Annotated in this window: 21 protein-coding genes; 9 read left to right on the top strand and 12 right to left on the bottom strand. The window is 70.3% G+C overall.

The features are described 5' to 3' along the window. Nucleotides 1–71: 71 nt before the first annotated feature. The 7 genes from I004_RS0130325 to I004_RS37115 form a co-directional block, all read right to left on the bottom strand. Complete coding sequence (locus I004_RS0130325; protein WP_486580688.1) at nucleotides 72–1,415, bottom strand: cytochrome P450; 1,344 nt, start codon at nucleotides 1,413–1,415, stop codon at nucleotides 72–74. A 282-nt stretch (nucleotides 1,416–1,697) separates the two neighbouring features. Continuing rightward, complete coding sequence (locus I004_RS37125) at nucleotides 1,698–2,801, bottom strand: selina-4(15),7(11)-diene synthase (RefSeq protein ID WP_051345616.1); 1,104 nt, start codon at nucleotides 2,799–2,801, stop codon at nucleotides 1,698–1,700. 378 nt (nucleotides 2,802–3,179) lie between these two features. Further along, nucleotides 3,180–4,586 (bottom strand): cytochrome P450 family protein, encoded by a 1,407-nt coding sequence (locus tag I004_RS37120; protein ID WP_037978603.1) that lies wholly within the window; start codon nucleotides 4,584–4,586, stop codon nucleotides 3,180–3,182. Nucleotides 4,587–4,726: 140 nt separating this feature from the next. Continuing rightward, a complete protein-coding gene (locus I004_RS0130310; RefSeq protein WP_028438540.1) occupies nucleotides 4,727–5,347 on the bottom strand; it encodes an ATP/GTP-binding protein in 621 nt (206 codons plus the stop codon). Then, nucleotides 5,328–5,681: a DUF742 domain-containing protein gene (locus I004_RS0130305; protein WP_028438539.1), complete on the bottom strand. Its 354-nt coding sequence runs from the start codon at nucleotides 5,679–5,681 to the stop codon at nucleotides 5,328–5,330. The genes I004_RS0130310 and I004_RS0130305 overlap by 20 nt, the downstream gene beginning before the upstream one ends. Beyond that, nucleotides 5,678–6,082, bottom strand: a complete 405-nt coding sequence (locus I004_RS0130300; RefSeq protein WP_473184330.1) for a roadblock/LC7 domain-containing protein — start codon at nucleotides 6,080–6,082, stop codon at nucleotides 5,678–5,680. The genes I004_RS0130305 and I004_RS0130300 overlap by 4 nt, the downstream gene beginning before the upstream one ends. A gap of 3 nt (nucleotides 6,083–6,085) precedes the next feature. Then, complete coding sequence (locus I004_RS37115; RefSeq protein ID WP_486580685.1) at nucleotides 6,086–7,825, bottom strand: sensor histidine kinase; 1,740 nt, start codon at nucleotides 7,823–7,825, stop codon at nucleotides 6,086–6,088. Between the two features lie 1,022 nt (nucleotides 7,826–8,847). Here I004_RS37115 and I004_RS0130290 point away from each other — a divergent pair. Together I004_RS0130290 and I004_RS37110 are read left to right on the top strand one after the other, a co-directional pair. Further along, entirely contained in the window at nucleotides 8,848–10,368 is a 1,521-nt protein-coding gene (locus I004_RS0130290; RefSeq protein ID WP_486580752.1) for an SPFH domain-containing protein, read from the top strand. Beyond that, nucleotides 10,365–11,678, top strand: coding sequence for an SPFH domain-containing protein (locus tag I004_RS37110; protein ID WP_037978479.1), 1,314 nt, complete (start codon nucleotides 10,365–10,367; stop codon nucleotides 11,676–11,678). Before I004_RS0130290 ends, I004_RS37110 begins: the two co-directional genes overlap by 4 nt. A 130-nt stretch (nucleotides 11,679–11,808) precedes the next feature. Here the strand turns inward: I004_RS37110 and I004_RS0130280 are convergent, their stop codons facing one another. Continuing rightward, entirely contained in the window at nucleotides 11,809–12,765 is a 957-nt protein-coding gene (locus tag I004_RS0130280) for a TIGR03621 family F420-dependent LLM class oxidoreductase (protein ID WP_028438536.1), read from the bottom strand. Between the two features lie 148 nt (nucleotides 12,766–12,913). On the opposite strand from I004_RS0130280, the gene I004_RS0130275 reads away from it, so the two are divergent. The 3 genes from I004_RS0130275 (at nucleotide 12,914) to I004_RS0130265 (ending at nucleotide 15,539) form a co-directional block, all read left to right on the top strand. Further along, the gene (locus I004_RS0130275) at nucleotides 12,914–13,801 is read left to right on the top strand and encodes a poly(ethylene terephthalate) hydrolase family protein (RefSeq protein WP_028438535.1); all 888 of its coding nucleotides are present in this window, start codon (nucleotides 12,914–12,916) and stop codon (nucleotides 13,799–13,801) included. A 205-nt stretch (nucleotides 13,802–14,006) separates the two neighbouring features. Next, complete coding sequence (locus I004_RS0130270; protein ID WP_051345615.1) at nucleotides 14,007–14,849, top strand: SAM-dependent methyltransferase; 843 nt, start codon at nucleotides 14,007–14,009, stop codon at nucleotides 14,847–14,849. 108 nt (nucleotides 14,850–14,957) lie between these two features. Further along, entirely contained in the window at nucleotides 14,958–15,539 is a 582-nt protein-coding gene (locus I004_RS0130265; RefSeq protein ID WP_028438533.1) for a class I SAM-dependent methyltransferase, read from the top strand. Between the two features lie 119 nt (nucleotides 15,540–15,658). Here I004_RS0130265 and I004_RS0130260 read toward each other — a convergent pair whose 3' ends face one another. Together I004_RS0130260 and I004_RS0130255 are read right to left on the bottom strand one after the other, a co-directional pair. Then, nucleotides 15,659–16,642, bottom strand: coding sequence for an LLM class flavin-dependent oxidoreductase (locus I004_RS0130260; RefSeq protein ID WP_486580682.1), 984 nt, complete (start codon nucleotides 16,640–16,642; stop codon nucleotides 15,659–15,661). Between the two features lie 90 nt (nucleotides 16,643–16,732). After that, nucleotides 16,733–17,641: an SMP-30/gluconolactonase/LRE family protein gene (locus I004_RS0130255; RefSeq protein WP_051345614.1), complete on the bottom strand. Its 909-nt coding sequence runs from the start codon at nucleotides 17,639–17,641 to the stop codon at nucleotides 16,733–16,735. A gap of 387 nt (nucleotides 17,642–18,028) precedes the next feature. On the opposite strand from I004_RS0130255, the gene I004_RS37105 reads away from it, so the two are divergent. Then, nucleotides 18,029–18,775: a TetR-type transcription factor C-terminal domain-containing protein gene (locus I004_RS37105; protein ID WP_158677152.1), complete on the top strand. Its 747-nt coding sequence runs from the start codon at nucleotides 18,029–18,031 to the stop codon at nucleotides 18,773–18,775. A 203-nt stretch (nucleotides 18,776–18,978) separates the two neighbouring features. After that, nucleotides 18,979–20,670, top strand: a complete 1,692-nt coding sequence (locus I004_RS37100; protein ID WP_051345612.1) for an FAD-dependent monooxygenase — start codon at nucleotides 18,979–18,981, stop codon at nucleotides 20,668–20,670. An 82-nt stretch (nucleotides 20,671–20,752) separates the two neighbouring features. Here I004_RS37100 and I004_RS39725 read toward each other — a convergent pair whose 3' ends face one another. After that, nucleotides 20,753–20,956 carry a hypothetical protein gene (locus tag I004_RS39725; protein WP_028438530.1) on the bottom strand — a complete coding sequence of 68 codons (204 nt, stop codon included), beginning with the start codon at nucleotides 20,954–20,956 and terminating at the stop codon, nucleotides 20,753–20,755. 350 nt (nucleotides 20,957–21,306) lie between these two features. Between I004_RS39725 and I004_RS0130235 the strand changes: the two genes are divergently transcribed. After that, nucleotides 21,307–22,554: a threonine synthase gene (locus I004_RS0130235; RefSeq protein ID WP_028438529.1), complete on the top strand. Its 1,248-nt coding sequence runs from the start codon at nucleotides 21,307–21,309 to the stop codon at nucleotides 22,552–22,554. A 389-nt stretch (nucleotides 22,555–22,943) separates the two neighbouring features. Here I004_RS0130235 and I004_RS0130230 read toward each other — a convergent pair whose 3' ends face one another. Further along, nucleotides 22,944–23,852: an NADP-dependent oxidoreductase gene (locus I004_RS0130230; RefSeq protein WP_028438528.1), complete on the bottom strand. Its 909-nt coding sequence runs from the start codon at nucleotides 23,850–23,852 to the stop codon at nucleotides 22,944–22,946. Nucleotides 23,853–23,967: 115 nt separating this feature from the next. Between I004_RS0130230 and I004_RS0130225 the strand changes: the two genes are divergently transcribed. Continuing rightward, on the top strand, nucleotides 23,968–24,411 hold the full coding sequence (locus tag I004_RS0130225) for a winged helix-turn-helix transcriptional regulator (RefSeq protein ID WP_028438527.1): 444 nt from the start codon (nucleotides 23,968–23,970) through the stop codon (nucleotides 24,409–24,411). Nucleotides 24,412–24,498 lie beyond the last annotated feature (87 nt).

The following is a 24,498-nucleotide window of genomic DNA, read 5'->3' as shown; positions in this document are numbered from 1 at the left end:
GCCTCACCATGACCCGGGACCCGGCGAACGGTCCACTCCCCCGTGCGGGACCGCCCTGCCGGGACCGTGGCTCACCCCTCCCTGGGCAGGACTGTCATGGGGAGGCTGTCGGGGTGCGCGACCGCCGAGGCGACCTCCTTCACGGTGTGGCCGGGCACCCGCTGGAACCTCCAGCGCCGCAGAACGGTCGCCAGGGTGATGACGATCTCCGTCCAGGCGAAGCCGTCGCCGATGCACTTGCGGTTGCCGGCGCCGAACGGGATGTAGCCCTCGCGCGGCACCTTCGCGCCGTGCTCCGGAAGCCACCGGTCCGGGTCGAAGCGCTCGGGGTCCTCGTACAGGCGCGCGTCGCGGTGGAGCGCGTAGAGGCTGAAGGCGAGCTCGGTGCCCACGGGCATCTCCGTACCGCCGAGTTCGACGGGCGCGGTGGCCTGGCGCATGAGGAGCGGCACCGAGTGCATCCGGGAGATCTCGTGCAGCACCCGGTCCATGTACTCGAGCTTGGGGACGTCCTCGAAGGTGACGGGACGGTCCCCGAGCACCGACTCGATCTCGGCCAGCAGCTGGTCCTCGACCTCGGGGTGAGTGGCGAGTTCGTGGAAGGTCCAGGCGAGGGTGGAGGCCGTCGTCTCGGTGCCCGCGAACATGATCGCGACGAGTTCGTCGCGGACCTCGCGGTCGCTGAGCGTGTCCCCGGTGTCGGCGTCGCGCGCGGCCATGAGCAGGGACAGCAGGTCCTCGTTGTCGTCGTCCCCCTGCTGATGGGAGATCGCGATGACGTCGTCGATGACCTTGCGCAGCCGGGTCGCCGCGGTGTCGAAGCGGCGGTTGGCGGGGATCGGCATGCGGTCCATGAGCCTCGGCGTGACGGTCCGCACGAGCGCGTTCTTCAGCAGGATCGGCACGTCACGGATGACTGCCTCGGCGGCGGGGCGGCTGATTTCCGCGGAGAACATCGTCTCGGCGAGCGTGGCCACGGAGAACTGGGCCAGCTCCTCGTCGACGGCTACGGTCTCGCCCGGTTTCCACGACTCTGCCATCGCGTTCGCGCGGGTGGCCATGACGTTCGCGTACCCGGCGATGCGCGCGTGGTGGAACATCGGCTGCATCAGCCTGCGGTGCCGCTTGTGGATGTCCGAGGGTGCGGTGGGCAGCGCGTCGCCGACGAGGGTGCGTGCCCGTATGAAGAAGCGGCCCTTGTCGAAGTTGCGGGCCTTGGTGACGAGGAGCTCATGGGTGAGCTCCGCGCTGGTGACGAAGTAGATCGGCAGGGTTCCGACGTCGACCCGTACGAGGTCGCCGGTATCTCGGAGCGACTTCATGAAGTCGAGGGGCTGCCGTAGCAGGGGGAGGGCGTGGCCGATCAGGGGCAGTCGGTTCGGGGCCAGGGGAACAGCCTTCAGTGCAGCACTCACGTTCGCAGCTCCTTCGGGCAAGAGGTGGGGGACCGGGATGGAGGTGCAGCCGATATTCGATTTCGGTGGTACGTGACGAGGACCGGTGCGGGTCAAAGGCGTGCAGGCGTACGGGTTCCTCGGTGCATGTGGGCGCGCCGGGCTTCGGTGCCGGCATCGCCGGCGTTGCTTCGGGTGTGCTTCGGACTTACGGCGGTGCGTCGGTCAGCGCATGGTCGGTGCTCGGGTCCGTGCAGTGTGCGTGGCCGCGGATGTGGCGTCGGCCGGGGGTTCGCGCGGGTCTCAGACCGTTGCGGAGGTGCGGAATTCGCCATGCGACGGCTGAAACGTTTCCCTCTCGGGGAGAACGTCCCACCACCATGCGACGGCAGGGATGTCGAGGGCCTCGTCGCTGTCGTCGGTGGGGGTGTCGCAGAACGTCGAGGGCAGGTCGGCGGGGTCGTCCGGTGTCGTGTAGCGGTGCGAACTGATGCCCCAGTCCTGGGCCCCGCGGATGAAGGTCCCGAGGTTCTCCAGGTATTGGCGCAGCTGAGGGCTCCCCGTCGCGGCGAGTTCGTCCCGTACCCGCAGGAACAGGCACATGACGCGGTCGCGTTGGGCGACCGCATGGGACAACGCCTCGGCGGGGGTGAGTTGTTGCTCGTTCTCCAGTACGCGCAGGACGTTGAGGTAGTACTGCTGCGCCCGGCTCTCCTTGTGGTACGAGAAGAGGTCGTTGTCCCACGTGATGATGAAGTACGCCATCTCGGCGGCGGCGCGAACGGCCGTGCTGTCCCGCTCGCTGGGATGCAGCTCGTATCCGTGCCCCATCTCCAGCAGAGGCAGCACGACGGACGTGGCCCCGTCGTAGAGGCGCATCAGCGTGTAGTCGTTGAGGTCGGGGACCGTCTCCCGGCTGCGGTGGGAGGCCTCCCACACGACGGAGAGGAAGTACTCGCGCAGCGCGTCCACCCAGCGGGCCTCCTGGCCCGGGGTCGCGTACCGCGAGACACGGTGGCGCAGATCTCTCAGGCCCGCCGCGAGGGGATTCTGGGAGAGCATCGGCACGTCCGGGTTCTGCGCGACGCGCAGCATCCTGGAGAGCTCACCGACCAACTCCGCCGGGTCCTTGCCGAGTTCGCCCTCCTCGCAGAGGCCGTCGTCGACGCCGAAGAGCCAGATGATGAAGTCCGCGAGTATCGAGACGACCTCCTCGCGGCCCTCGGGCAGGACCCGGGCGGCGAAGGTGCCGATGTCGTGGGCGATCAGCTTCTCCCGCAGCTCCGGGGAGCCGATGGAGAAGGTGTTGGCCCAGGTCGTGGTCTGCTCGTTGATCGCTTCGTGGCGAGGGTGTATCGCGGGTGGGATGGGAGAAAAAACGGGTGGCACGATCAAGCCGTGCTCCACTGTCGATCACCTCAGTAATCCGGCGGCTCCCGCCGCCTTCCACTCAACCTCTCGGCAGTTGGCCTCTCCGTGGCCCCCTGCACCGGGTAGAACCGGCCAATAGCACGTCCTGCCTGCGGAAACGGCTCCCGTCCGCGACTGCGGTCGGTCGACCCGTCACCGTCTGCTACATGGACATCACCACTCCATCAAGGGGCTATCCGGCCACGGGAAAGGCAGGCGGAATCTGCGGATCCGTTATGACCACAGAAAGGCTTGCCCCTGGTCACCCGCCATTACACGTTCAACTATCACCAGTAGGAGGCGAGTTGACGCCAGTGGCCGAATAAGGCCGGGCATTGCAGACATCCCGGACGTGGTTGGTCTCCCCCGCCCCCGTCACCACCCCCGCAGTTTCCGCTTCAGCCTCGTCCACCAGGAGGTGTGGACGGGCGGCGGCGCGACCGGAGGCATCGGCACGGAGGCCGGCTCCTGCGGCTGCAGCGGCGGAAGTTCGACGGAGGGTACGCCCGGTCCCTGACGTCCCGCGGTGTTGGTACGGCGTGCCGCGAACTCCACGGGGAGCGCGACCAGCCGGCGCGACATGAGCGCGGTCTCCCACTTCAGATGCTCTTCCGGGACGGCGAGCCGCAGATCCGGAATGCGCGTGAGGAGCGTGTCGATCCCGGTGTCCACGATCGCCCTGCCGAGGTCCTGGCCCGGGCACTCGTGGGGTCCCCCGCTGAACGCGAGATGCGAGCGGTTGCCGTGCATGGGCGTGGACTTGTCGGGTCGGATCTGCGGATCCGCGTTGCCGGCGGCGAGGCCGAGCAACAGCATGTCTCCGGCCTTGATCCTCTTGCCCGCGAGCTGTGCGTCGCCCGTCGCCCAGCGGCCGATATTCGTCGTCATCGGAGGCTCGTCCCAGAGCACCTGCTCCAGCGCGTCGGGCAGTGTCATATGCCCACCGGCCAGAGTCGCCCGGAAGCGCTGGTCGGTCAGGACGAGGCGGAGGGTGTTCGCGATCAGGTTGACGGTCGGCTCGTTCGCCGAGACGAGCACCACGCGAAGGTGTTCGCGCACCTCGTCGTTCGTGAGCCGGGCGGGGTGTTCGATCAGCTTGGACGCCACGTCGTGTCCCGGCGAGGCACGCTTGCGGTCCACCAGGTCCTGAAGGGCCTCGGTGATGTAGTCGTTGCTCGCGACGGCGGTCTCCGAGCCCCGGATCATGTCCTTGGCCGCGTCGATCAGCCGGGGCCCGTGGTGCTCGGGCATGCCGAAGAGCTGGGTGATCACGCGCAGCGGCAGCTGGTCGGCGAACTGCTCGACCAGGTCGGCGCGTCCCTTCGGCTCGAACTCGTCGATCAGCTGGTGCGCGAAGCGCGTCACGTACCGGCGGATGCCGCGCGCCTCGAAGCGCGCGAGGCTCTCGGTGAGGGCCCTGCGCAGCCGCTCGTGCTCCTCACCCTCCGCGAAGACGCACAGCGGCTGCCACATCGTCAGCGGCGCCAGCGGATGGGTCGGCGGGACCTTGCCCTCCTGCATGTCGCGCCACAGGCGGGAGTCGCGGGAGAAGAGGGAGGGCGTGCGCGAGACCTCCAAGTTCTCCCGGTGCCCCAGCACCAGCCACGCCTCCCGGTCCCCCGGCAGCAGTACGGGAGCCACGGCCCCGTGCTCGCTGCGCAGCCTCTCGTACAGCGCGATGGGATCGGCGTCCGCCTCGGGCCCGTACAGACGGCGGACCCCGTCCGGCCCGAGACCGTGGGCCGGGCAGCCGGGCGGCGGAGCGGGGGAGGGGTCGAACACGTCGAAGCCGGGAGCAGCGGGGGAGCCGGTGACGGACTCGCCGGGCGTGTGCGCGGAGGGCGTGCCGGCGCCGGGGGCCGCGGGAGCGGGGCCGAAGCCGTCCGGGCGGCCGGGGGCGTCCGGGTCGGGTGGTGGAGAGGTCACTTCGCCTCCGAGGTCAGTGCAAGGGAGCGCAGGTAGTGCATCAGCTGCAGCAGGACGTCCTGGCTGGAGGACCGCTGGCGCGCGTCGCACACGATGATCGGGACCCGCGGGTCGAGGTCGAGGGCGCTGCGCAGGTCCTCGACGGGGTAATCCGGGGCCCCCGGGAAGGCGTTGACGGCGACGACGAACGGGACGGCGGACTCCTCCAGCCGGCCGATCACGTCGAAGCTCACCTCGAGACGGCGCGTGTCGACGAGGACCACGGCTCCCAGAGCACCGTCGAACAGCCCGTTCCAGAGGAACCAGAAGCGCTGCTGCCCCGGCGTCCCGAACAGGTAGAGCACGAGCTCGTCGTTGAGGCTGATGCGTCCGAAGTCCATGGCGACGGTCGTGGCGGTCTTGCGCTCGACGCCGGCCGTGTCGTCGATGTTCTCGCTCGCCTGCGTCATCGTCTCTTCCGTCGTCAGCGGACGGATCTCGCTGACGGAACGGACGAGGGTCGTCTTGCCGACACCGAAACCGCCGACGATGACGATCTTCACCGCGGAGCTGGCAGAGGAGGGCAGTCTGTCTTCGCTCCTAGGCCCCGTAGCTGTGTCAGAGATTCCGGAGTCCATGGATCACCGCCTCAATCAGTTCGATGTCGGGAAGCGACGGGGCGGGCGATCGCGCCTCGACCCGTTCCTCGGTCAGCAGGTCCGCCAGCAGGACGGTGATGACGCTCACGGGCAGTCCCAAGTACGCGGAGATCTCCGCCACGGAGAGTGGGGCGCTGCACACGCGTAGAATCGAGGCGTGCTCCGGCTGCATCCCCACCTGGGGGGCCTGCCTCGCCACGATTAACGTGACCAGGTCGAGCCCCGTCTGCTCGGAGGGGTCGCTGCGTCCGCCGGTGATCACGTAGAGCCGCTCGGGCCCGATGTCGTCGTCCCATCCCGGAACCTGGCTCATACGGCCAATCCGCCGTCGCGCGGGGGACTGGTCAGATGCTCGCCGATGCGAGCCACCAGGTCCCTCATGCGACCGCCGACCAGCCCCGCGTCGACGCCCTCGTCCGCGAGGACGGCCAGGTGCGCGCCGGCTCCCGCTGCCATCAAGTACATGAAGCCGCCGTTGACTTCGATGACGACCATGCGCATCCGCCCGTCACTGTGCGGGAATTCGGCTGCCACGGCGGAGGAGAGGCTCTGCAGGCCGGAACCGATCGCGGCCAGCCGGTCGGCCGTGTCGGTGTCGGTGCCGTGCTTGGCCATGCACAGACCGTCGGAGGACAGCACGATCACGTGGCGGGTCTGGGGGACGGTCTCCGCCAGATCCTTCAGCATCCAGTCCATGTCGGCACGCCGTTCCATCGCTCACTCACCCTCATCCGACGACGTGTCTTCTTTGCGGTCCGCGGCGGCGTTCTCGTCGGTCCTTCCCGACAGTCCGCTCTGCAGGTCTGCCATCCACAGGCCCGGCGCCGGTTCGTCCTGCGACGGCTGCGCCGGAGGCTGCGGCGTCCCGGTGCTGCGGCCGCCGATGCCTCCCGGGCGCGCGCTCGGGTTCGCATTGCGGCGGCGGCGCTGTGGCAGCCCGTTGGCGTTGCGCTCGACCACTGGTGGTGTCTCGTCCTGCACTTCGTCTTCCTGCCGTGCGGGGCCGCTTTCCGGAAGCCAGGGGTCAGGACGCGGCGGCATCCGGTGCTCGGCGGCAGGCGCTCCCGCCGGCGGTGCCGAAGGCGAGGCCGGGACCGGCATGCCCTGTGAAGCCGAGCGGGGTGCTTCCTCCCCCGCGAACCTCGGCGCGGGCGGGACCCCCGGGACCTGCGACGCGACGGAGGCCGGTGCCGCGTCGAACGACGGTGCGCCGTTCCACGGGACCGCGGCGGCCGGAGCCGCCGTGCCGGGGGCCTCCTGGCGGGGAGCTTCCTGGCCGGGGCCCGCGCCGATGCCGTGGGCACGTCCCGTGGCGGGCGCGGTGGTGACCAGCTTCTTCGGTACGACGAGCACCGCACGCACGCCGCCGTACGCCGAAGGCGGCAGCGAGACCTGGAAGTCGTAGGCCTGGGCGAGGCGGCCGACCACGGCGAGGCCGAGGCGCGGCGACTCCCCGAGGTCGTTGAGGTCGATGCCCGCCTGGGCCTCCTTCAGCCTCAACTCGGCGCGCTTGCGGGCCTCTTCGCTCAGGCCCACGCCGCCGTCCTCGATCTCGATGGCGATGCCGGCGTGCACTTCGCCCGCGGTCAGGTGGACCCGTGCCTTCGGCGGCGAGTAGCGGGTGGCGTTGTCGAGAAGCTCGGCGAGCGCGTGGATGAGCGGTTCCACCGCCGGGCCGACGATCGCGACGTCGGCGACGGAATGCAGCTCGACGCGCTGGTAGTCCAGCACCCGCGACATCGCGCCACGCAGCACGCTGTACACCGGGACGGCCTTGCTCCACTGCCTGCCGGGCCGGGCGCCGCCGAGCACGGCGATGCTGTCGGCGAGGCGGCCGATGAGGGCGGTGCCGTGGTCGAGCCTCAGCAGGTCGGCGAAGAAGTCCGGCTGCTGGCCGTGCCGGTCCTCCATGCCCCGCAGGTCGGTCGCCTGCCTGTGGACGATGGCCTGCACGCGGCGTGCGATGTTCACGACGCCCCGCTGCGCCGAGTCGCGCAGGGTCTCCTCCGCCTGGACGGCCTCGACGACGGAGCGCAGCAACTCCTGGTGCGCGGCCTGGAATTCGCTGCTCAGTCCTTCGGCCCGTGGCATGGACTGCAGCACGTCCTCGGCGAACTCGCCCTCCTGGAGGCGCTCCACCGCCTCGGGCAGCCGCTCCTTGGCCAACTGCACCGTCACGCGCTCCTGTTGGTGCAGCCGGGCCTGGAGCATCGACAGCTGTTCGGCATGCTGGGCCCGCATCGACGTCAGCACGCGTCCGCGGCGGGCCACTTCGGCCACGACGACAGCCACGGCGAGCGTCGCGACGAGTCCGCACACGGCGACCGCCGTGCGGGCGCCCGTCGGCACGAGGGGGACGGCGATGCCTGTGGCCGCCGCCGTCAGAACGGCGGGCAGCAGCCAGACGAGTACCGGGCCGGACCCTTGCTCTCCGGGTGACGATCCAGCACGAACCATCAGGATCCTCAAATCAATCGAAAAAGCTATGAGCAGGCAGTGCGGGGCAGCAGTGACAGGCACGAAAGGGATCGCCCGAACCGCACATCCGGTCTCAACTCGGCGGCTGGGCGAGGAGGTTGGTCCGGTCCACTGAGCCTCGGGCAGCATAGCCGGAACCGATCACTTGTGACGCAGAGTCTTCGCGCGTGTGCCTTTTAGGGCCCACTTCAGTGCCGAAACTGAGCAGGTCAGGACAGTAGGCACCCGAGCCTCACAAATGTGCGTCAGACGGACAGGTGCCCTCAGCACCTAAAAACGGAATGCGGTGACGGGGGGTGAGTTGGCCAGAAAGAACCGGCTCGCCGGAAAGCGACCGGGAGAGGCCCTATTGAGCACGACCCGGCAGTGCGGGTGTTCGAACCGCAGACCCGGCCCATCGGTACGTGGCCGAACTAACCTGCGAGTAGCGGAGATTGTGTGAAGTTCTCGCGGGATTTATGTGTGCACGACTGCGACTGACGCAGAGTCACGTCGCCAGGAAGGCGCGGTCCCCTGTCGGGCGCGCGGCGCCGCTTGTGTAAGTTGACCGGTGGTGCACCGGAAAATGTGGCCGGCGAGTCGTCGTTGTCACGAGGTTCACCGAACGGGGGAGCGCATCAAGTTCGTCTTGTGTTCGGGCGGAGTCCGGTGTCGTCAGTCGCACCGGTGCCTCCGCGCGACCGGCGGAGTACGGCGGCCGGCGCGGACTCCGGCATCGGTACCGGCACCGGCATCCGCCGGGCAGCACCGACGAACGGCATGCGAATTGGGGGAACAGCGTGAGCCAGAGCGTGAAAAGGATCGCCAAGGCGGTCTCGGAGAACCCGGAGCTGCGCGAAGCAGCCGAGGGTGAGCTACGGCGCCGCGGCGGCGCAGTGGTGCGGCAGCGTTCGGCGGACGGACGTGACGACGGAGGTTCGGGAGAACCGCGCGGCGACGACGGACTCGACCCCGCCGACTTTCCCGCCGCCCGCGAGCAGGGCGCCAACATCGACACGGTGATGACGCAGCAGACCGTGCCCATGGACGAGGCGCGGGAGGTGCTCAACCGCAGCGAACAGCGCCGTGAGGACGGCCGAAAGGTCCACGCCATCTGCCCGATGGCCCTGCCCCGCGGCCGCTCATTCGTGAGCATGCTGCCCGTACTGCTTCTGCTGGTGGTAGGAGCGGCCGGTGGCGCCATCACGTCGTTCGCGGGCAGCTCCCTCCTCACCCAACCCCTCTTCGGCATCCACTACTGGGTGCTGTCGCTGCTCGCCATCGGCTTCGTGTGGTGGCGCCAGGGCATGGTCATGGTGCCGGACGGCTGCCAGGCGCTGATCACCCGCTTCGGGAAGCTGGAGGACGTCGTCGGCCCCGGCAGGGTGATCCTGCTGAACCCGTGGAAGCGGGTGTCGTACATCATCAACACCACGCGCGAGTACCCGTTCAACGCGCCGGTGCGGGAGGCCCCGACCAAGGGCGGTGTCAAGGCGTCCATCGACCTCTTCATCCAGTTCCGCATCAGCGACCCGGTGGAGTTCGTCTACACGCTCGGCGCCGTGCGGGGATTCGAGGAGAAGCTCAGCAACGCCACCAGCGAGACCATCCGGAGCCTCATCTACGAGCAGGAGGCCGCCGGGATCTACGACATGGTCGGCGAGGACACCGGCCGCCTCCTGGAGCAGCTCAACCAGCAGTTCCGTCCCGCCGTCGAGCTGACCAACGCCAACATCACCCACGCCGAACCGTCCGACCGCGGCTACCGCATGGACCTGGCTTCGCCGGAGATGGTGCGCGTCGCGAAGGACGCCTACACCCACGAGTACGCACTGCACCTCCGCAAGGAGCAGGACGAGGGAGACCTGACCAAGGAGCTGGCCTCCCGTCACGAGACCCTCTCGGCGATCATGGCGGACATCGCGCAGTACCAGGCGCAGATGGACACCGCCGTGGAGCGCGAGACCAACCGCGCCGAGGCCACCGCCCGTCAGCGCTATGTACAGGCCGAGTCGGAGGCGAAGGCCAACGCGGCACTGCTGGAGGCGCAGGCGCTGGACATCCGCGCGGTCACCGCCGCCGAGGCGCCCGAGATCCTTCAGTACCGCTACCAGCAGCAGGTCCTCGACACGCTGGAGGAGGTCGCCGACCACCTTCCGCGGCTGCTGCGCATCGGCGGCGGCACCGAGTCCGACGGGGGCGGCGTCGGCGTCGACTTCCTCGCGCTCGCACGGGAGTTGGTGGGTGAGCGCGGCACGGAGCTGTTCTCCGAGGCGGACATGGCGGCCGGCCGCGCCCGCCTCGAGGAGGTCTCGGAGCGCATCCGCGCACGCGAGGGAGAGATCGACGCGCTGCTGGAGACAGAACGTCCGACCGTACCTGCGGCCGCCGGCGCCGCCGGCCCTGACACCGACGCCGTGGCGGAGCCGGCGCAACCGTCCGTGCCGGCAGCCGGAAAGACACCCGGAGACCCCCACGGGGCATCCGGAAACGCGACCGGGGAAGCACCGGCCGAGGCCGTATCCGAGGAGGCCGCAGAATGAGCGTCACACGAAGCCGCCGGTCGGTCATCTCCGAAGAGGTCGCTCCCTGGAGCGAGATCCGTCAGCTGCTGCGCGGCGGCGAGACGGACAAGCTGATCCCCGTCATCATCCCCAAGCACACCCGCAGACTGTGGTGGCTGCTGCTCATCTGGCTCGGGCTCTTCGCGCTGCTGACCGGCGTGATGTTCGCGCTGAGGGAGCCCGACGGCCCCTCTGCCGATGTCGCCGAAGTCGCCTACGACGCGCTGGCCACGACCTCCTACGCCGCAGGCGCCGTCCTGCTGCTGCTGGGAGTGCTGTGGTGGTGGCGGTCCTCCATCGCCGAGATCGAGCAGGGCACCGCGGGCGTCCTGACCCGCTACGGAGCCGTCACCCGCACACTCGACCCGGGGCGGCACTACCTCTGGCACCCTTGGTCGAGGGTCGACTTCGTCGTCGACACCGCCACCGAGATCCCGTACTCGGCACCGGTGATGGCGTGCCCCACCCGGGAGAACGTGCCGCTGCGCTCGATCGAGTTCTTCCTGAAGTTCCGCATCAACGACGCCGTCCTGTTCGTGCGGACCATCGGCGCGGGCAACTTCGACCTGGTGCTCTCCCAGGCCGTGCAGGACGCCATCCGCCAGCGCGCCCGCCTGGTGCAGACGGAACGCGCGTACGACCTGCGCGGCTCCGACGTCGCCGACATGCAGGAACTGCTCAACCGTCAGCTCTCCCGCTACGGGGTGCGCATCACGGGCTCCAACATCCCGGACGTCCAACTGCCCGCCCAGTACCAGCAGCACCTGGCCACGCGGGAGCGCGTCGCCAAGGAACGCACCGCGTACGACCAGGAATGGGGCCTGACGCGCAAGCGCCGCATCGACAGCCTCCAGATGGACATCGAGCGGGCGAAGAAGGTGCGCGACGCCCGCATCGTCGAGGTGAAGGCAGCGCTCAACAAGGCGCGTGAGGACGTGGCTCAGCTCCTGGAGGAGCAGGAGACGAACGCGCAGAAGGTGCGCTTCGAGATCGAGACCCGCGGCCGCAGCGGCCTCATCTCCGCCGAGAACGAGGCCCGCGCGCAGCGCCGTCTGGCGCAGGCCTACCGCGACAACCGCGCGGTGCTCCAGTACGAACTGGCCCGCAGGCGGCTTGAGGTGGGCGCGATCCTCGCCGGCCGCGCACCGCAGCCGGTGGTCGTGCGCACCGACGGGAACGGCGGGGACACCTCCGCCCTGTCGACGCTGCTCACGGCTCAGCTGATCCCGAAGCTGAACGGTTCCCTGCTGCCGCCGGAGGCGGCTCGCCTGGTGGACCGCGAGGACTGAGGAGGCCGCGGCCGCACGACGCGGCAGCGGTAGGCACGGCAGGAGGCACGGCACCAGGGGTCCGCTCCGACTTCCCCACGCCGAAGGCGTAAGGGAAAGGTGTGCGGGCCCCGTGCCGTGCCGCGCGGTGTCAGTCGCGGGCGGCGAGTTCCCGTACGCGGGCGACGACAGGTGCGAAGGCCTCGCCGTACGGACCGTGGACGGTGTAATGCGTGAAGCCGTACCGCTGCCGGTTCCGCATCACCTGCTCCGCCATCTCCTCGACGGTGCCGATGAACACGAAGGGGCACTCCAGGAGTTCCTGGGAGCTCATCGACTGCCCGAACCGCTCCAGCAGGCGCTCGGCTTCCTCGCGTCTGTCGTCCGTCACCACCACCGCCTGCGCGAGCGCGTGCCATTCGATGTTCTCGGCGCGCGCACCCGCACGCTCCCGTACGTGGCGGACCCGGTCACCGGCCTCGGCGGCGGAACCGAGCCGCAGCGTCCCGGCCGGCTCGCCCTTGCGCTGGTAGAGGCCCGCGATGCTGACGATGTCGGCATGCTCCGCCGCGACGTCCAGCACCCGGTCGCCGGTGCCGCCCACGATGAGCGGCGGCCCGGCGCCGTCGAAACCGTGCCGCTGGACGGGGCGGAGCGCCGGGAGGCCGAATCTGGTCCGCATCCCGTGCTGCTGCTCGTACCCGTCGGTGCCGAAGAGCCGGGCCAACTCCCGTACGACGGCCCGCAGATGGTCCGTCCGCTCAGCGATCGGCCGCCACGGCACGCCAGCTTCGTCGAACTCCCACTTCATGTGCCCGGCGCCGAGGCCGAGTTCGAGCCGCCCGCCGGTGAGGACGTCGGCGGTCGCGGCCTCCCGCGCCAGCAACGCCGGGTTCCAGAACTCGGCGTTGAGGACCAGCGTGCCCACCCTCAGCCGCTCGGTCGCCTGAGCGGCGGCGACGAGCAGCTGGAACGGTGCCGGGATGCCGAGGTGGTCGGCGGCGTAGACCGCGTCGTATCCGTCGCGTTCGGCCCGGCGGCACTCGGCGGCCACGGCCTCGTACGTCCCGGAACTCGCGAGCCCCTGTGAAAACCGAAACTCCCGCATGCGCCGAAAGCTACCCGCCTGCCGCCCCGCGTATGGCGCTCCGGCGCCGGGAACGGCCCGGCTCTGCCGACAGCAGACGGCGGCTCGCCCGGCTTGACCGCGCTCTCCGGGGGTTGCCGGCGCGCACGGGCGTTCGTACCGTCATGCCATGGCACGCGTTGCCGCTGGTTCGTCCGGCTCACGCAAGGCCGTGGGCCTGCTCACGGCCCTCCTTCTCGCGGTCGTCGTGGCCTGCTCGGGGGAGCCTCCCGTGGAGGGTCCGCGCAAGAGCAGCCCCGGCGCCGGAGCCGAACGCGATGCCGGCAGCCCGAAGAAGGGCCCGTACAAGGTGCGCACCCAGACCGTCTCGCCCGGCGACGTGGACGGCGACTTCGGGAGCGGGACCGTCCACTACCCGGACGACGACAGCCGCGACCACGGAGTGATCGCGGCCTCGCCGGGGCTCGGTGCGGACGAGTCCATGGTCACGCCCTACGGTGAACTGCTCGCGTCGCACGGCTTCGTGGTCATCACGTTCAACACGAAGACCACGGAGGACTCGCCCTCGCAGCGGGGCCGCCAGCTCCTGGACGCCCTCGACTACGCGGCCGGGCGCAGCGACGCCGCGGACCGCGCCGACCCCGGGCGACTGGGCGTGCTGGGCCACTCCATGGGCGGCGGCGGAGCCTTGTTCGCGGCCGCGCGCAACCCGGCGATCAAGGCGGCGGTGCCGCTGACCCCGTACGCCACTCGGGGCGAGTGGCGGGGCGTGAAGGCGCCGACCCTCGTCGTCGGCGGCAGCACCGACGAGATCGCTCCCACCTCCGAGCACGCGGAGGTCTTCTACGAGGGTCTGAGCGGCGCGAAGGAAAAGGCATACCTGGAGCTGAACGGCGACCACTTCGTGGCCACACCGCCCGACGCACTGGTCGCCCGCCACGTGGTCGCCTGGTTCAAGCGCTTCGTCGACGGAGACGCCGGATCCGCCGACCGCCTCTGCCCGCCACCGCGCACGTCGCACGTCACGGAGTCCCGTGACACCTGCCCCGTCGGCTGACGGGGACACGGGCCGGGGGCGACGCGGCCCCCGCGAGGGAGACGCGCGCATCGGGAAGAGTCCCGAAGTGCGCCCGGGATCAAGGAGGTTGAGGTCCTGGACCCGGCGGACGTGCCAGTCCCCCTTGCGTATCACTGGCAGACTGCCGCCCCACGGTGGTGAGTTAGCATCGCGTGACGGTCGACACATCGAGGAGCGTGGGGACATGGCAGACGATGTCGATGCTACTGACGAGTCCCGGGGCGACCCGCTGATCGTCAGTCACGACGTGCCGTCGATCGTCAGCGACGTCCCGCACTCGGCACGGATGTGGGACTACTGGCTGGGCGGCAAGGACCACTACGCCGTCGACCGCCGGGCGGGGGAGACCGCCCGCGAGGCATACCCGGGCATCGTGGACATCGCCCGCACCAGCAGAGCGCTGCTCGGCCGCGTCGTGCGGTACCTCATCACCGAGGCGGGCATACGTCAGTTCCTCGACGTCGGCACCGGACTGCCGACCGCCGACAACACCCACCAGATCGCTCAGCGGCTCGCACCCGAGAGCCGCATCGTGTACGTGGACAACGACCCGCTCGTGCTCACACACGCCCGCACGCTGCTGACCGGGACGCCGGAGGGCGCGACCGACTACCTCCACGCGGACATGCACGACCCCCGGGCGATCCTCGATGGGGCGGCCCACACCCTCGATCTGTCCCGCCCCGTGGGGCTGATCATGTTCGGCATCGTCGGGCACGTGGACCAGCACGCCGAGGCGCTCTCGATCGTGCGCAGCCTCACTGAGGGCCTGGCCCCGGGCAGCCACCTCGGGCTGTACACCGGTACCGACGGCGACCCCGCACTGGTGGAGGCCGAGCGCCGCGTGGGCGAACACGGCGGCACCCCTTACCGGCTCCCGGATCTGGCTCAGGTGCAGGAACTCTTCTCCCACCTGGAACTCGTCGACCCCGGAGTCGTACCGGGCCCGCAATGGCGCGCCGAGGAACCCGCCACCGACTCCGCCGCCAACATCGCCTCCCTCGGCGGCCTCGCCCGCAAGCCCTGACTGCCGCCGTGGCAGTCGGACGCCACGGCTGACACTGCAGAGGTCCGGCACAGGGCCGGACCCGGACCGTGTCCGGCCTGTGGCCGGGCGCGGATAAGGTCCGTCCGCATGGCGCTCAACTACAACGCCCACTACCACCCGCTGCTGCTGAAGCACGTACCCGAAGGTGCGAGGACGGCCCTCGAGGTCGGCTGCGGGACGGGGCAGTTCGCCCGGCTGCTCGCCGGCCGGGGGCTGGACGTCGACGGGATCGACGGCAACGCGGAGGTCATCGAGGCGGCGCAAGCCGCCGGCGGAGGCCCCCGGTACCGTCACGCCGACGTCCGCGAGGACCAACTGCCCGAATCCCACTACGACTTCATCTCCTGCATCGCCAGTCTCCACCACATGCCGTTCGACACGGTGCTGACGCTGCGGAAGGCCCTCGCCCCGGGAGGCGTCCTGGCGGTGCTGGGGCTGTACCCGGCCAGGACGGCGCCCGACCTCGTCTGCGCCCTCCCCGCGATCGCCCTCCTCAAGGCGGACGGGTTGCTGAGCCGGCGCCGCCCCGGCCCCGCCGTGCAGGTCCCCATCGTCTGGCCGCCGCCGCTCACGTACGCCGAGACCCGCGCCGAATCCGCCCGCCTGCTGCCGGGCTCGACCCTGCGCCGCCTGCTGCTGTGGCGGTATCTGCTGCTGTACCGGGCCTGAGCGGAGGGCCGGCGGCGCCGGGCCGCTCCCGGGTGGGCCGGGCCGGCCGGGCCGCGTCGGCGCCAAGAGCCGCCGACCGGGCCGCGCCCCTCACACGGCCCGGTGGTCAGCGGACGCCTTCAGGACTCGGCCGCCTCGAGGAACCGCTCGAGCTCGGAACGGGTGTCCGGCCCGCAAGGCTGGAACACGATCTCCGTGACACCCTTCTCGGCGAATTCGTCGAGCCGGCGACGGATCTGGTCACGCGTGCCGCTGACCGTCACGTCATGGAGCATCTGGTGACCGCCGGCCTTCCAGGCGGCCTCGTCGGCCGCGTTGAGTTCGACGCAGTGCCCCTCGTGGACAGCGAGGTGCCGCTGCTTCTCGGGGGTCCGCTCGACGACGTCCATCCACTCGGCGCCGCCCGGGAGTTCACGCACGGCCGAGGGGCCACCGAACTCATAGGCCCCGTGGTAGGCCAGGGCCCAGCCCGGTCCGCCCGAGAGACGGGCGTGCTCCGAGTCGGTGGCTTCGTCGTCGTCGAGCACCGTTCCCCACACGAGGTTCGGCACCCACGAGTACTCGCTCATGAACTCGGGCAATTGGAGCGTCACGTAGAGCCCGTCGGCGAGCTGCTTGGCCACTCCGTGCCCCTTCGGCCCGAGGGCACTGATGAGGATCGGAACGTCGACGGGACGGGCGGGAGCGTGTCCGTCGGGGTGCAGCATCTGCATCTCCACGCCCTCCCACTCGACGACCTCACCCCGGAGAAGCGCCTGGTAGGCGCGGATGTAGGAGTCCATGAAGGACCAGGTGATCGCGCGGTACCCCATGGCTCGGCGGCCGGTGAACCCGGTGCCGAAGGCGACGGCGACCCTTCCGGGCGCCAGCTCGGCGAGGGTGGCGGTCGCGGCGGCATTGACCATCGGGTGGCGCAGGCTGGGGATCAGCACGCCCGGGCCGAGGCCGATCCTCTCGGTCCGCTCGGCAGCCAGGGCGAGAGTCATCCACACGTCCGGGCTCTGCTGAGGCGTGTCGTAGACCCACGCCCGCGCGTATCCCAGTTGTTCGGCCAGAGCAATGTTGTCCGGCGAGTCCAGGGCGGTCGGGAAAGCACAGGACACCTCCACGGCCCCTCCATTTCACATGTCGGATCGGATGGAACGGGCAGGGGACCGGCCGCGCCGCGGGGGGTACGGCCGGGCCGGGGCGGTCTAGGGCAGTCCGGCGTGCGGCACCTCGACGCGCACCGCCAGCAGTTGGGCCTCGCGCACGGGCCGGCGCTCGTGCTCCGGGAAGGAGGGCGCGGCGCACAGATACAGGGTCCGGCCGTCGTCACCGCCGAGCATGCAGGCGAACACGCCTGTTCCGGTGGGGATTTCGTCCAGGATCGCGCCGCCCTCCGCGACGCGGATGACGCGGGAGTGGAGTGCGTCGGCGACCCATATCGCGCCGTCGGCGTCCGCGCAGATTCCGTCGGGGCCGACCTCGAGGCGTTCCACGGCCTCGCCGACGTCCTCGGTCTGCGGCGTCTCGCCGAACTGCGCCCATACGCGCCGGTTGCTCAGTGCACCGTCCTCACCGATGTCGAAGGCGGTCAGCCGCCCGGCGAACGTCTCCGCGACGACCAGTACTCCGCCGGGCAGGATCACCATGCCGTTCGGGAAGCCGAGGTCCTTCGCGGCGGTCGTCACGGTCCCGTCGGGGTCGACCCGCGTGATCGTGGTGTAGCGCAGCGCTTCCCCGCCCATGAGGTCGAAGCCGAAGTTGCCCACGTAGGCGCGGCCGCGCTCGTCCACGACCATGTCGTTGAGCATCCCGGAGACGGCGTTCGACAGGTCGGCGTGCTCGGTGAGCTGTCCCGTCTCATGGCGTACGAGGACACGGTGATCACGCATCGACACGATGAGCGCGCGCCCGTCCGGCAGGAAGCCGAGCCCGGACGGCTGGTTGGGCACCGCCGCCACGACCTCGGTGCCGCCGCGACCGTCCGTCGCCACGACCTGGTTGGTGTAGAAGTCCGAGACCCACAGTCGGCCGTCGTGCCACCGCGGGCACTCCAGGTAGGAGTATCCGTCCAGCACGACCGTCAACTCCCGGGCCGACGGCTGTCCTTCCTCCATCGTGACCTCGTTCCCGTACGTCGTTCCCGTACGTCGTCGTTGGCAGTTCGGAAGGCGTGACGCCACCGTCGCTCGTGAGAGCGACCACGTCATACGACACGAGAGCTGCCTGCCAACAGCAGTCGGCCGCAGTGACTAAGCGCATAGTCATTCCGCTCGGGGTGTGCGTCAAGGGTCCGGGAGCCGGTATTGAGCCAGGGCGCCTAGGTCATCGAGCGATGGCCGGTCCTGCACCGTTGACCAATCGCCCAGTCACGAGCCCGTGGTACACAGTTCACGGCACTCGTGGCGCGGGCACGTCACCTCGCAGTCACCGCGATCGAGCCGGAACCGAGCCGGCAGCGAAGCCAGGACCAGTACCGGAAGTGCAGGAAGGGGCGTCACGGCATGGCCAAACGGCAGGCCCGCTTCACCCCGGCGGAGATGGAGGACGACCCGCGCCTGCAGGACCAGTCCCCGGATCTGTGGGGCGAGGAGTTCGGGGAGGTCGCGCGCGGGATGCTCGCCTCCGCGGTCCGCTGTTTCGCCGCCAACGGCTTCCACGCCACGACCACCCGGGACATCTCGGCAGGGGTCGGGCTCAGTCCGGCCGCGCTCTACGTGCACTTCCCGTCCAAGGAGCTGGTGCTCTACCAGATCATGCGGATCGGCCACGAGCGCGCGCTCGCCCACGTACAGGGGCCCGAAGTCGAGGCGGCCGTCGACTCGGCGGACCGGCTGCGCGTCCTCACCCGGCGGTACACCGCCTGGCACGCGCGCCACCACGTGGCCGCGCGGGTCTGCCAGTACGAGCTGAACGCGCTGACTCCGGAGCACTTCGAGCAGATCCGGGAACTGCGTCACCGGACCACCGAGATCTTCCGCGACGCCGTCGCCCGCGGCGTCGCCGACGGCACCTTCGCGCAGACCGACGTGAACAGGGTGGTGCGCGGCATGCTCTCGCTCGGCATCGACCTGGTCCGCTGGTACCGGCTGGACGGCCCCGACTCCCCTGAGGAGCTGGGCGAGTTCTATGCCGATCTCGCCCTGAAGATGGTGACGAGGACCGCGCCGGACGAGCAGGCCCCGGCAACGGTGTCCCGGCCACGCAACGGCCGCGAGGCGAGCAGCTCCTCGGCCACGGTCACCGGCTAGCGGCCACGGCCCGGCGATCGAGTTCGCCGGTCATCGCCAAATGTGCGCTCGCTCCCTGAAGGGGTGCAGATGCGCGTACGACGCGACGCCCTCTCACAGGTCCGGACAGCGACCCAGTGATGCCTATGGACGGATGAACGTCGCTCGTAGCACCATGGCGGCAGTAAATTCATCGAGTGGCGAATTATCGTGAGGGCTGAGTGATGGCGGACGAGCGGCCGACTCCGGTGCTGGTGGTGGGCGCGGGACCGACAGGGCTGACACTGGCCGACGAGCTGGCGCGGCACGGCGTCGTCCCGCGGATCATCGACCGCGCACCCACACCGGCCACCACCTCCCGGGCACTGGTCGTCCAGCCGCGGACCCTGGAGATCTTCGACGACATGGGCGTGATCGACGAGGCACTGGCGGCCGGCAACCGGGCCGCGGCGCTCACCATCACGTTCAGGAACAAGCAGGTGCGGATGGACATCGCCGATCTGCTGACGGGCCCCCGGAACCACACCGCCTACTCCTCGCTGCGGACGCTCTCGCAGGACGACACCGAGCGGATCCTCGCCGATGCCCTGGCCGCCAAGGGCGTCGAGGTCGAGCGCGGGCGGGCACTCACGGATCTGACGCAGAACGGGGAGGCGGTGACCGTCTCGCTGCGCGACGAGGACGGATCGACCGAGACCGTCCGATGCCGCTGGGTCATCGGCTGCGACGGCGCGCACAGCGCGGTGCGCAAGGCCGCGGGCATCCCGTTCGAGGGGAGCACCTACCGCAGCGAGTTCATCATGGCCGACGCCGAGCTCGACTGGGAGCTGCCCCATGGTGAGCTGTACGGATTCCCCAGCCCTGCCGGGATCTTCGCGGCCTTCTCGATGCCCGGTGAGAACCGGTTCCGCATCTTCGGCAACGTACCGTCCAGGCCCCAGGGGTGCGCCGAGTACAGCGAACCCACTCACGAAGAGTTCCAGGCGATGCTCGACGAGCGAGTGCCCTTCCCGGCCAAGGTCGTCGAGGCGTACTGGGTGACGCGGTACCGCGTGCACAGCCGCAGCGTGCCGCGTTACCGCGACGGGCAGGTCTTCTTGGTCGGCGACGCGGCGCATGTGCACAGCCCCGCCGGAGCCCAGGGCATGAACACCGGTATCCAGGACGCCTACAACCTGGCATGGAAGCTCGCCCTGGTCGAGCGCGGCATCGCGGGGGCGTCGCTGGTGGACAGCTATCACGCCGAACGGCACCCGGTCGGCGTCCGGTTGCTGAAGACGACCGACCGCATGTTCTCCGTCATCGCGGGGCACAGCCCGATCTCGAGGACCGCCCGCGGGCGGATCGCCCCGCAGCTGGCCGGCAGGGTGCTGACCCGCCGCTCGGTACGGCGCAAGTTGGTCGGCATGCTCGCCCAGTTGCGCCTGCGCTACCCGGACAGCCCGCTCAACTCCGAGGAGGGCACGGGCTGGCAGGACGCGCCGGCCCCCGGCGACAGGGCGCGCGAGGCGGATCTGCTCGTGGGCGGGAAGCCCGGACGTCTCCACGACGTGCTCCGCGGAACGCATCACACCGTGCTGCTCTTCACCGGACTCGGCGACCATGCCCGGTCCTCCGTGGAGTTGTGCCGCGTCGCCGAACGGCTCGAGCAGGCCCACCCCGGACTCGTGAAAGCGCGAGTGATCAGCGCGGAAAGCGTGACCGACCAGTCATCGATGCTCGGGGACCCGGACCGGTCCGCACATCGCCGGTACGGGATCACGGCTGCCTGCGCCTTCGTCATCAGGCCGGACGGGCATGTCGGTTACCGCGGCAGGCCGATCGACGTCGACCGTCTGATGGCCGACCTGGCGGCCAGGCTCCCCGGCGGATCACGGACACGCACTGCGGACACCGGGCCCACGACGACGCCTTGACCGGGGAACTTGGGACCTCGGCTTGTTCCGTGAAAGGTCTTCGGTCACTCACCGCTGCCGGCTGCCGGGTTCTGCCGATCCGTCAGGCCCCGGGGGCAGTTGGAGGCGACGTCTCTCGCACCGAGTGCCAGCCGAGATACACCCACGGCCAGTGGTCGAAGCCGCTGCCCGGGTCGGGTTCGATGGCGACGACGGACTCCGCGGCCACGTACAGCCGTTCGTTGTGAACGGTGCGCTCGCCCTTCGCGTAGACCTTGTCAGGGTCCCACTGCTGGTAGGTCTCCATGGTGGTCCCCCGGCCGGCGTTCGGCTGCCCCTGCTGGGCGCCCCTGAAACGATGATACGCAGCCTGTGCACACGTTAGAAGTGAAATGCGCACGATCGTCTGATTCGGTACCACCTGCTGTGCTTCAGGGTGTTCCGCGCCGCCGGAAGGTGAACAGCCGCAGCTCACCTGCGTGGACGGCTGATCCGGACAGGTCTGTACGATCTGGAGCGCGACGCCGCGAGCGTCCCGCAGCGGAGGGCCGCACCGCTGGTGGACCCTTCCCCTGCGCCTTCGGCGTGCGGAGACCCCGACACCGGCCCGACGGCGCCGACGTGTCATGAGGCGACACCGACTGAGCAAGGAGCGGCATGCCTACTGCGCATTTCTCGGCCCTCTCCCGCCTCGAATGCTCCCGTACGGGCGCGACGTTCGACGCAGACGTGGTGCAGGGCACCTCCGAGGTGGGTGCTCCCCTCCTCGCCCGCTACGACCTCGAACGGGTCGCGGCGACCGTGACACGGGAGCAGATCGCCTCCCGGGCGCCCGATCTCTGGCGGTACCGCGAGTTGCTGCCGGTGCGCGAGGAGCGTCATGTGTGCAGCCTCGGCGAGGGGATGACGCCGCTGCTCAGGCTGCCACGCTACGGGGCCCAACTGGGCCTTCCCGGGCTGCTGATGAAGGACGAAGGGCTCATCCCCACCGGCAGTTTCAAGGCGCGCGGTGCGGCAGTCGGAGTCTCACGCGCCGCGGAGCTCGGGGCACGGGGAGTCGCCATGCCCACCAACGGGAACGCCGGTGCGGCCTGGTCGGTGTACGCGGCCCGCGCCGGGCTCGGCAGTCTGATCGCCATGCCGGTCGACGCCCCTGAGATCACCCGCACCGAATGTGTGGTCGCCGGAGCCGAACTCAGCCTGGTGGACGGGCTGATCGGGGACGCGGGCAAGCTCGTCGCCGCGGCCGTCGCCGAACGGGATGGCTTCCAGGAGGTCTCCACGCTCAAGGAGCCGTACCGGCTCGAAGGCAAGAAGACCATGGGTTACGAGATCGCCGAGCAGCTCGGCTGGCGCACGCCCGACGTCATCCTCTATCCGACCGGCGGCGGCGTCGGCATCATCGGCATCCACAAGGCCCTGCTGGAGATGCGTGAACTCGGCTGGCTGGAAGGCGAGTTGCCCCGGCTGGTCGCGGTGCAGGCGGAGGGCTGCGCACCCATCGTCGAGGCGTACGAGCGCGGGGAGAGCGAGAGCCGTCCCGTGAAGGACGCCCATACGATCGCGTTCGGCATCACGGTGCCCAAGGCGCTCGGTGACTTCCTCGTCCTGGACGCCGTACGGCAGACCGACGGAACCGCGATCTCGGTGACCGACGAGGAGTTGCTGGCCGCACAGGGTGAACTGGCCCGTGCGGAGGGCGCGTTCGTCTGCCCGGAGGGCGCAGCCTGCTTCGCCGCCGTGCACCGCCTCCGCGACTCGGGCTGGCTGCGCGGCGACGAGCGCGTGGTCGTGCTCAACACCGGCAGCGGCCTGAAGTACCCGGAGACGGTCCCGGTCGACGTGCCGATCCTGCCGGTGGACGGCCGCATCCCGTCGCCGCCGTCGGAGCGCGCCGAGGGGTGAGCGGTGAGCGGTCACGCTCGGCGCGTTCCCGTCACCGGCAGTTGCGGGGGCCCCGCGCGCGCCGTACTCGACCGTCAGGCAGTCCGCGGCACGATGCGCATGCCGGTTCTCTCGTCGACATCGCCACGGCGGCCCGGGTCACGCCCGGCGCGCTGCAGATCGCCTTCGCCCGGCACAACTCCACCAGCCCCATCGGCCACCTTCGCGGCGTCCGTCTCACCGTGCCCACTTCGACCTCCTGGCCGCGGAGAGCACCGACCCGGCCGGTGCAGACGCTTCCGCAGGTGCAGACGCTTCCAGCGGTGCGACGGTGGCGTCCATCGCCGCACCTGCGACTTCCTTCGCGGCGGGGCGGGACGTACCTGCCTCGCCCCCGAGTGCGTCGGCCCTCAGGGCTGAAGCACGTACCTCCCCCGAACCCCGCCCTTTCCGACCGCGCGGTGGACGGCGGCGACCTGGTCCAGCGGCACGACCGAGTGCACCCGCGACGGCAGGCGTCCGCTCGCCGTGGCGTCGAGGAGCTGGGCGAGCCGGGCGCCGTCGGGCTCAGTCACGACAACGCGCACGGTGATTCCGCGCTCCTCCGCCGGCTCAGAACCCGGCTGCACGCCGACGAAGAGGCCGCCGTCACGGACCAGTGCGACGGCCTGCTCCTGGAGCGCGGCACCGTCGGCCACCGCGTCCCAGCCGGACGATGCCTGCGCGGTGAATCCGGCGCCGAGGCCGCGCACGAACTCCTCGTCCTCGGCCCTGGCCAGTCCGGTTACCCGCCAGCCGCGATCCTGGGCGAGCACGAGGACGTACCCCCCGACGGCCCCAGCGGCACCGGTCACCAGCAGGCTCCGGCCCGCGCCGTCGCCGAGCAGGCCGACCAGCTTCGACGCGGCCAGGCTGTTGAGCGGGACGGTGGCTGCCGTGGTCAGGTCAAGACCGTCGGGCACCAGGGCGGTGTCGCTCGCCGGAAGGACCAGTTGCTCGGCGTAGGTGCCGAAGTCGCGGTCGAACCCGGCGACCAGCCCGGCGACGCGGCTGCCGGCCGCGATGCCGACGCCCGGCCCGGCAGCGGTGACGGTGCCGGCGAAGTCCCAGCCCAGGCCGGTGTGGTCGGGCTGGCCGACCAGCCCGAGCCCGTGGAAGACCCCGGCGGCGACCGCCAGATCGACGGGATTGACCGCGGCTCCGGCGATCTCGACCCGGACCTGGCCCGGCCCGGGCTCGATCACGGGAACATCGATGATCTCGATGGAATCGGGACCCTTCGGGGTGCGGACGACCGCCGTACGGAAAGTGGTGGGCATCTTCGCCTCCTGTGGAGAAATCAGCGCTACTACTCCACACTGGAGGTGTAGCTCTCCAACGGGAAGTACGCACTTCAGGGTGCGTATGTCACCGAGCGGTAGGAAGGAGCGGTCGATGCCGACGATGCCGGCGGCCGAGAAGCGGGCCCAGGCGAAGGTGGAGTACGACGCGTTTCTGGCGCAGTGCCCCAGCCGACGGCTCCTCGATCGGATCTCCGACAAGTGGATGGCCCTGGCCCTGGCCGCTCTCGGCAGCAACGGCCCGCACCCGGGAGAGGAGGGCGCCGGTGAGCCGCAGCCGCTGCGCTACTCCGAGCTGTCCCGCAGGCTGGCCGGGGTCAGCCAGAAGATGCTCACCCAGACGCTGCGCTCCCTCGAGCGCGACGGCCTGCTGACCCGCACGGTGACGCCGACCGTTCCGGTCACGGTCACCTACGAACTGACCGACCTCGGCCTCTCGCTCCACGACCTCATGCGCGGCATCAAGGCGTGGGCAGAGGCCCACATGGACGAGGTCCTCGCCAACCGCGACCGGTACGACGGGGCGCGGGAGCAGTAGGTCTCAGGCCGGGCCCCGGGCTCACGGGGGTCGGTCCGCTGAGCGTCGGCTTCCTCGCACGAAACCGCCGGGAACCGGAGGGCTGAA

The organism is Streptomyces sp. TAA486, assembly GCF_000426165.1.
Note: the sequence above shows the minus strand (reverse complement) of the source record. Positions and strands in the feature narration are given on the sequence as shown.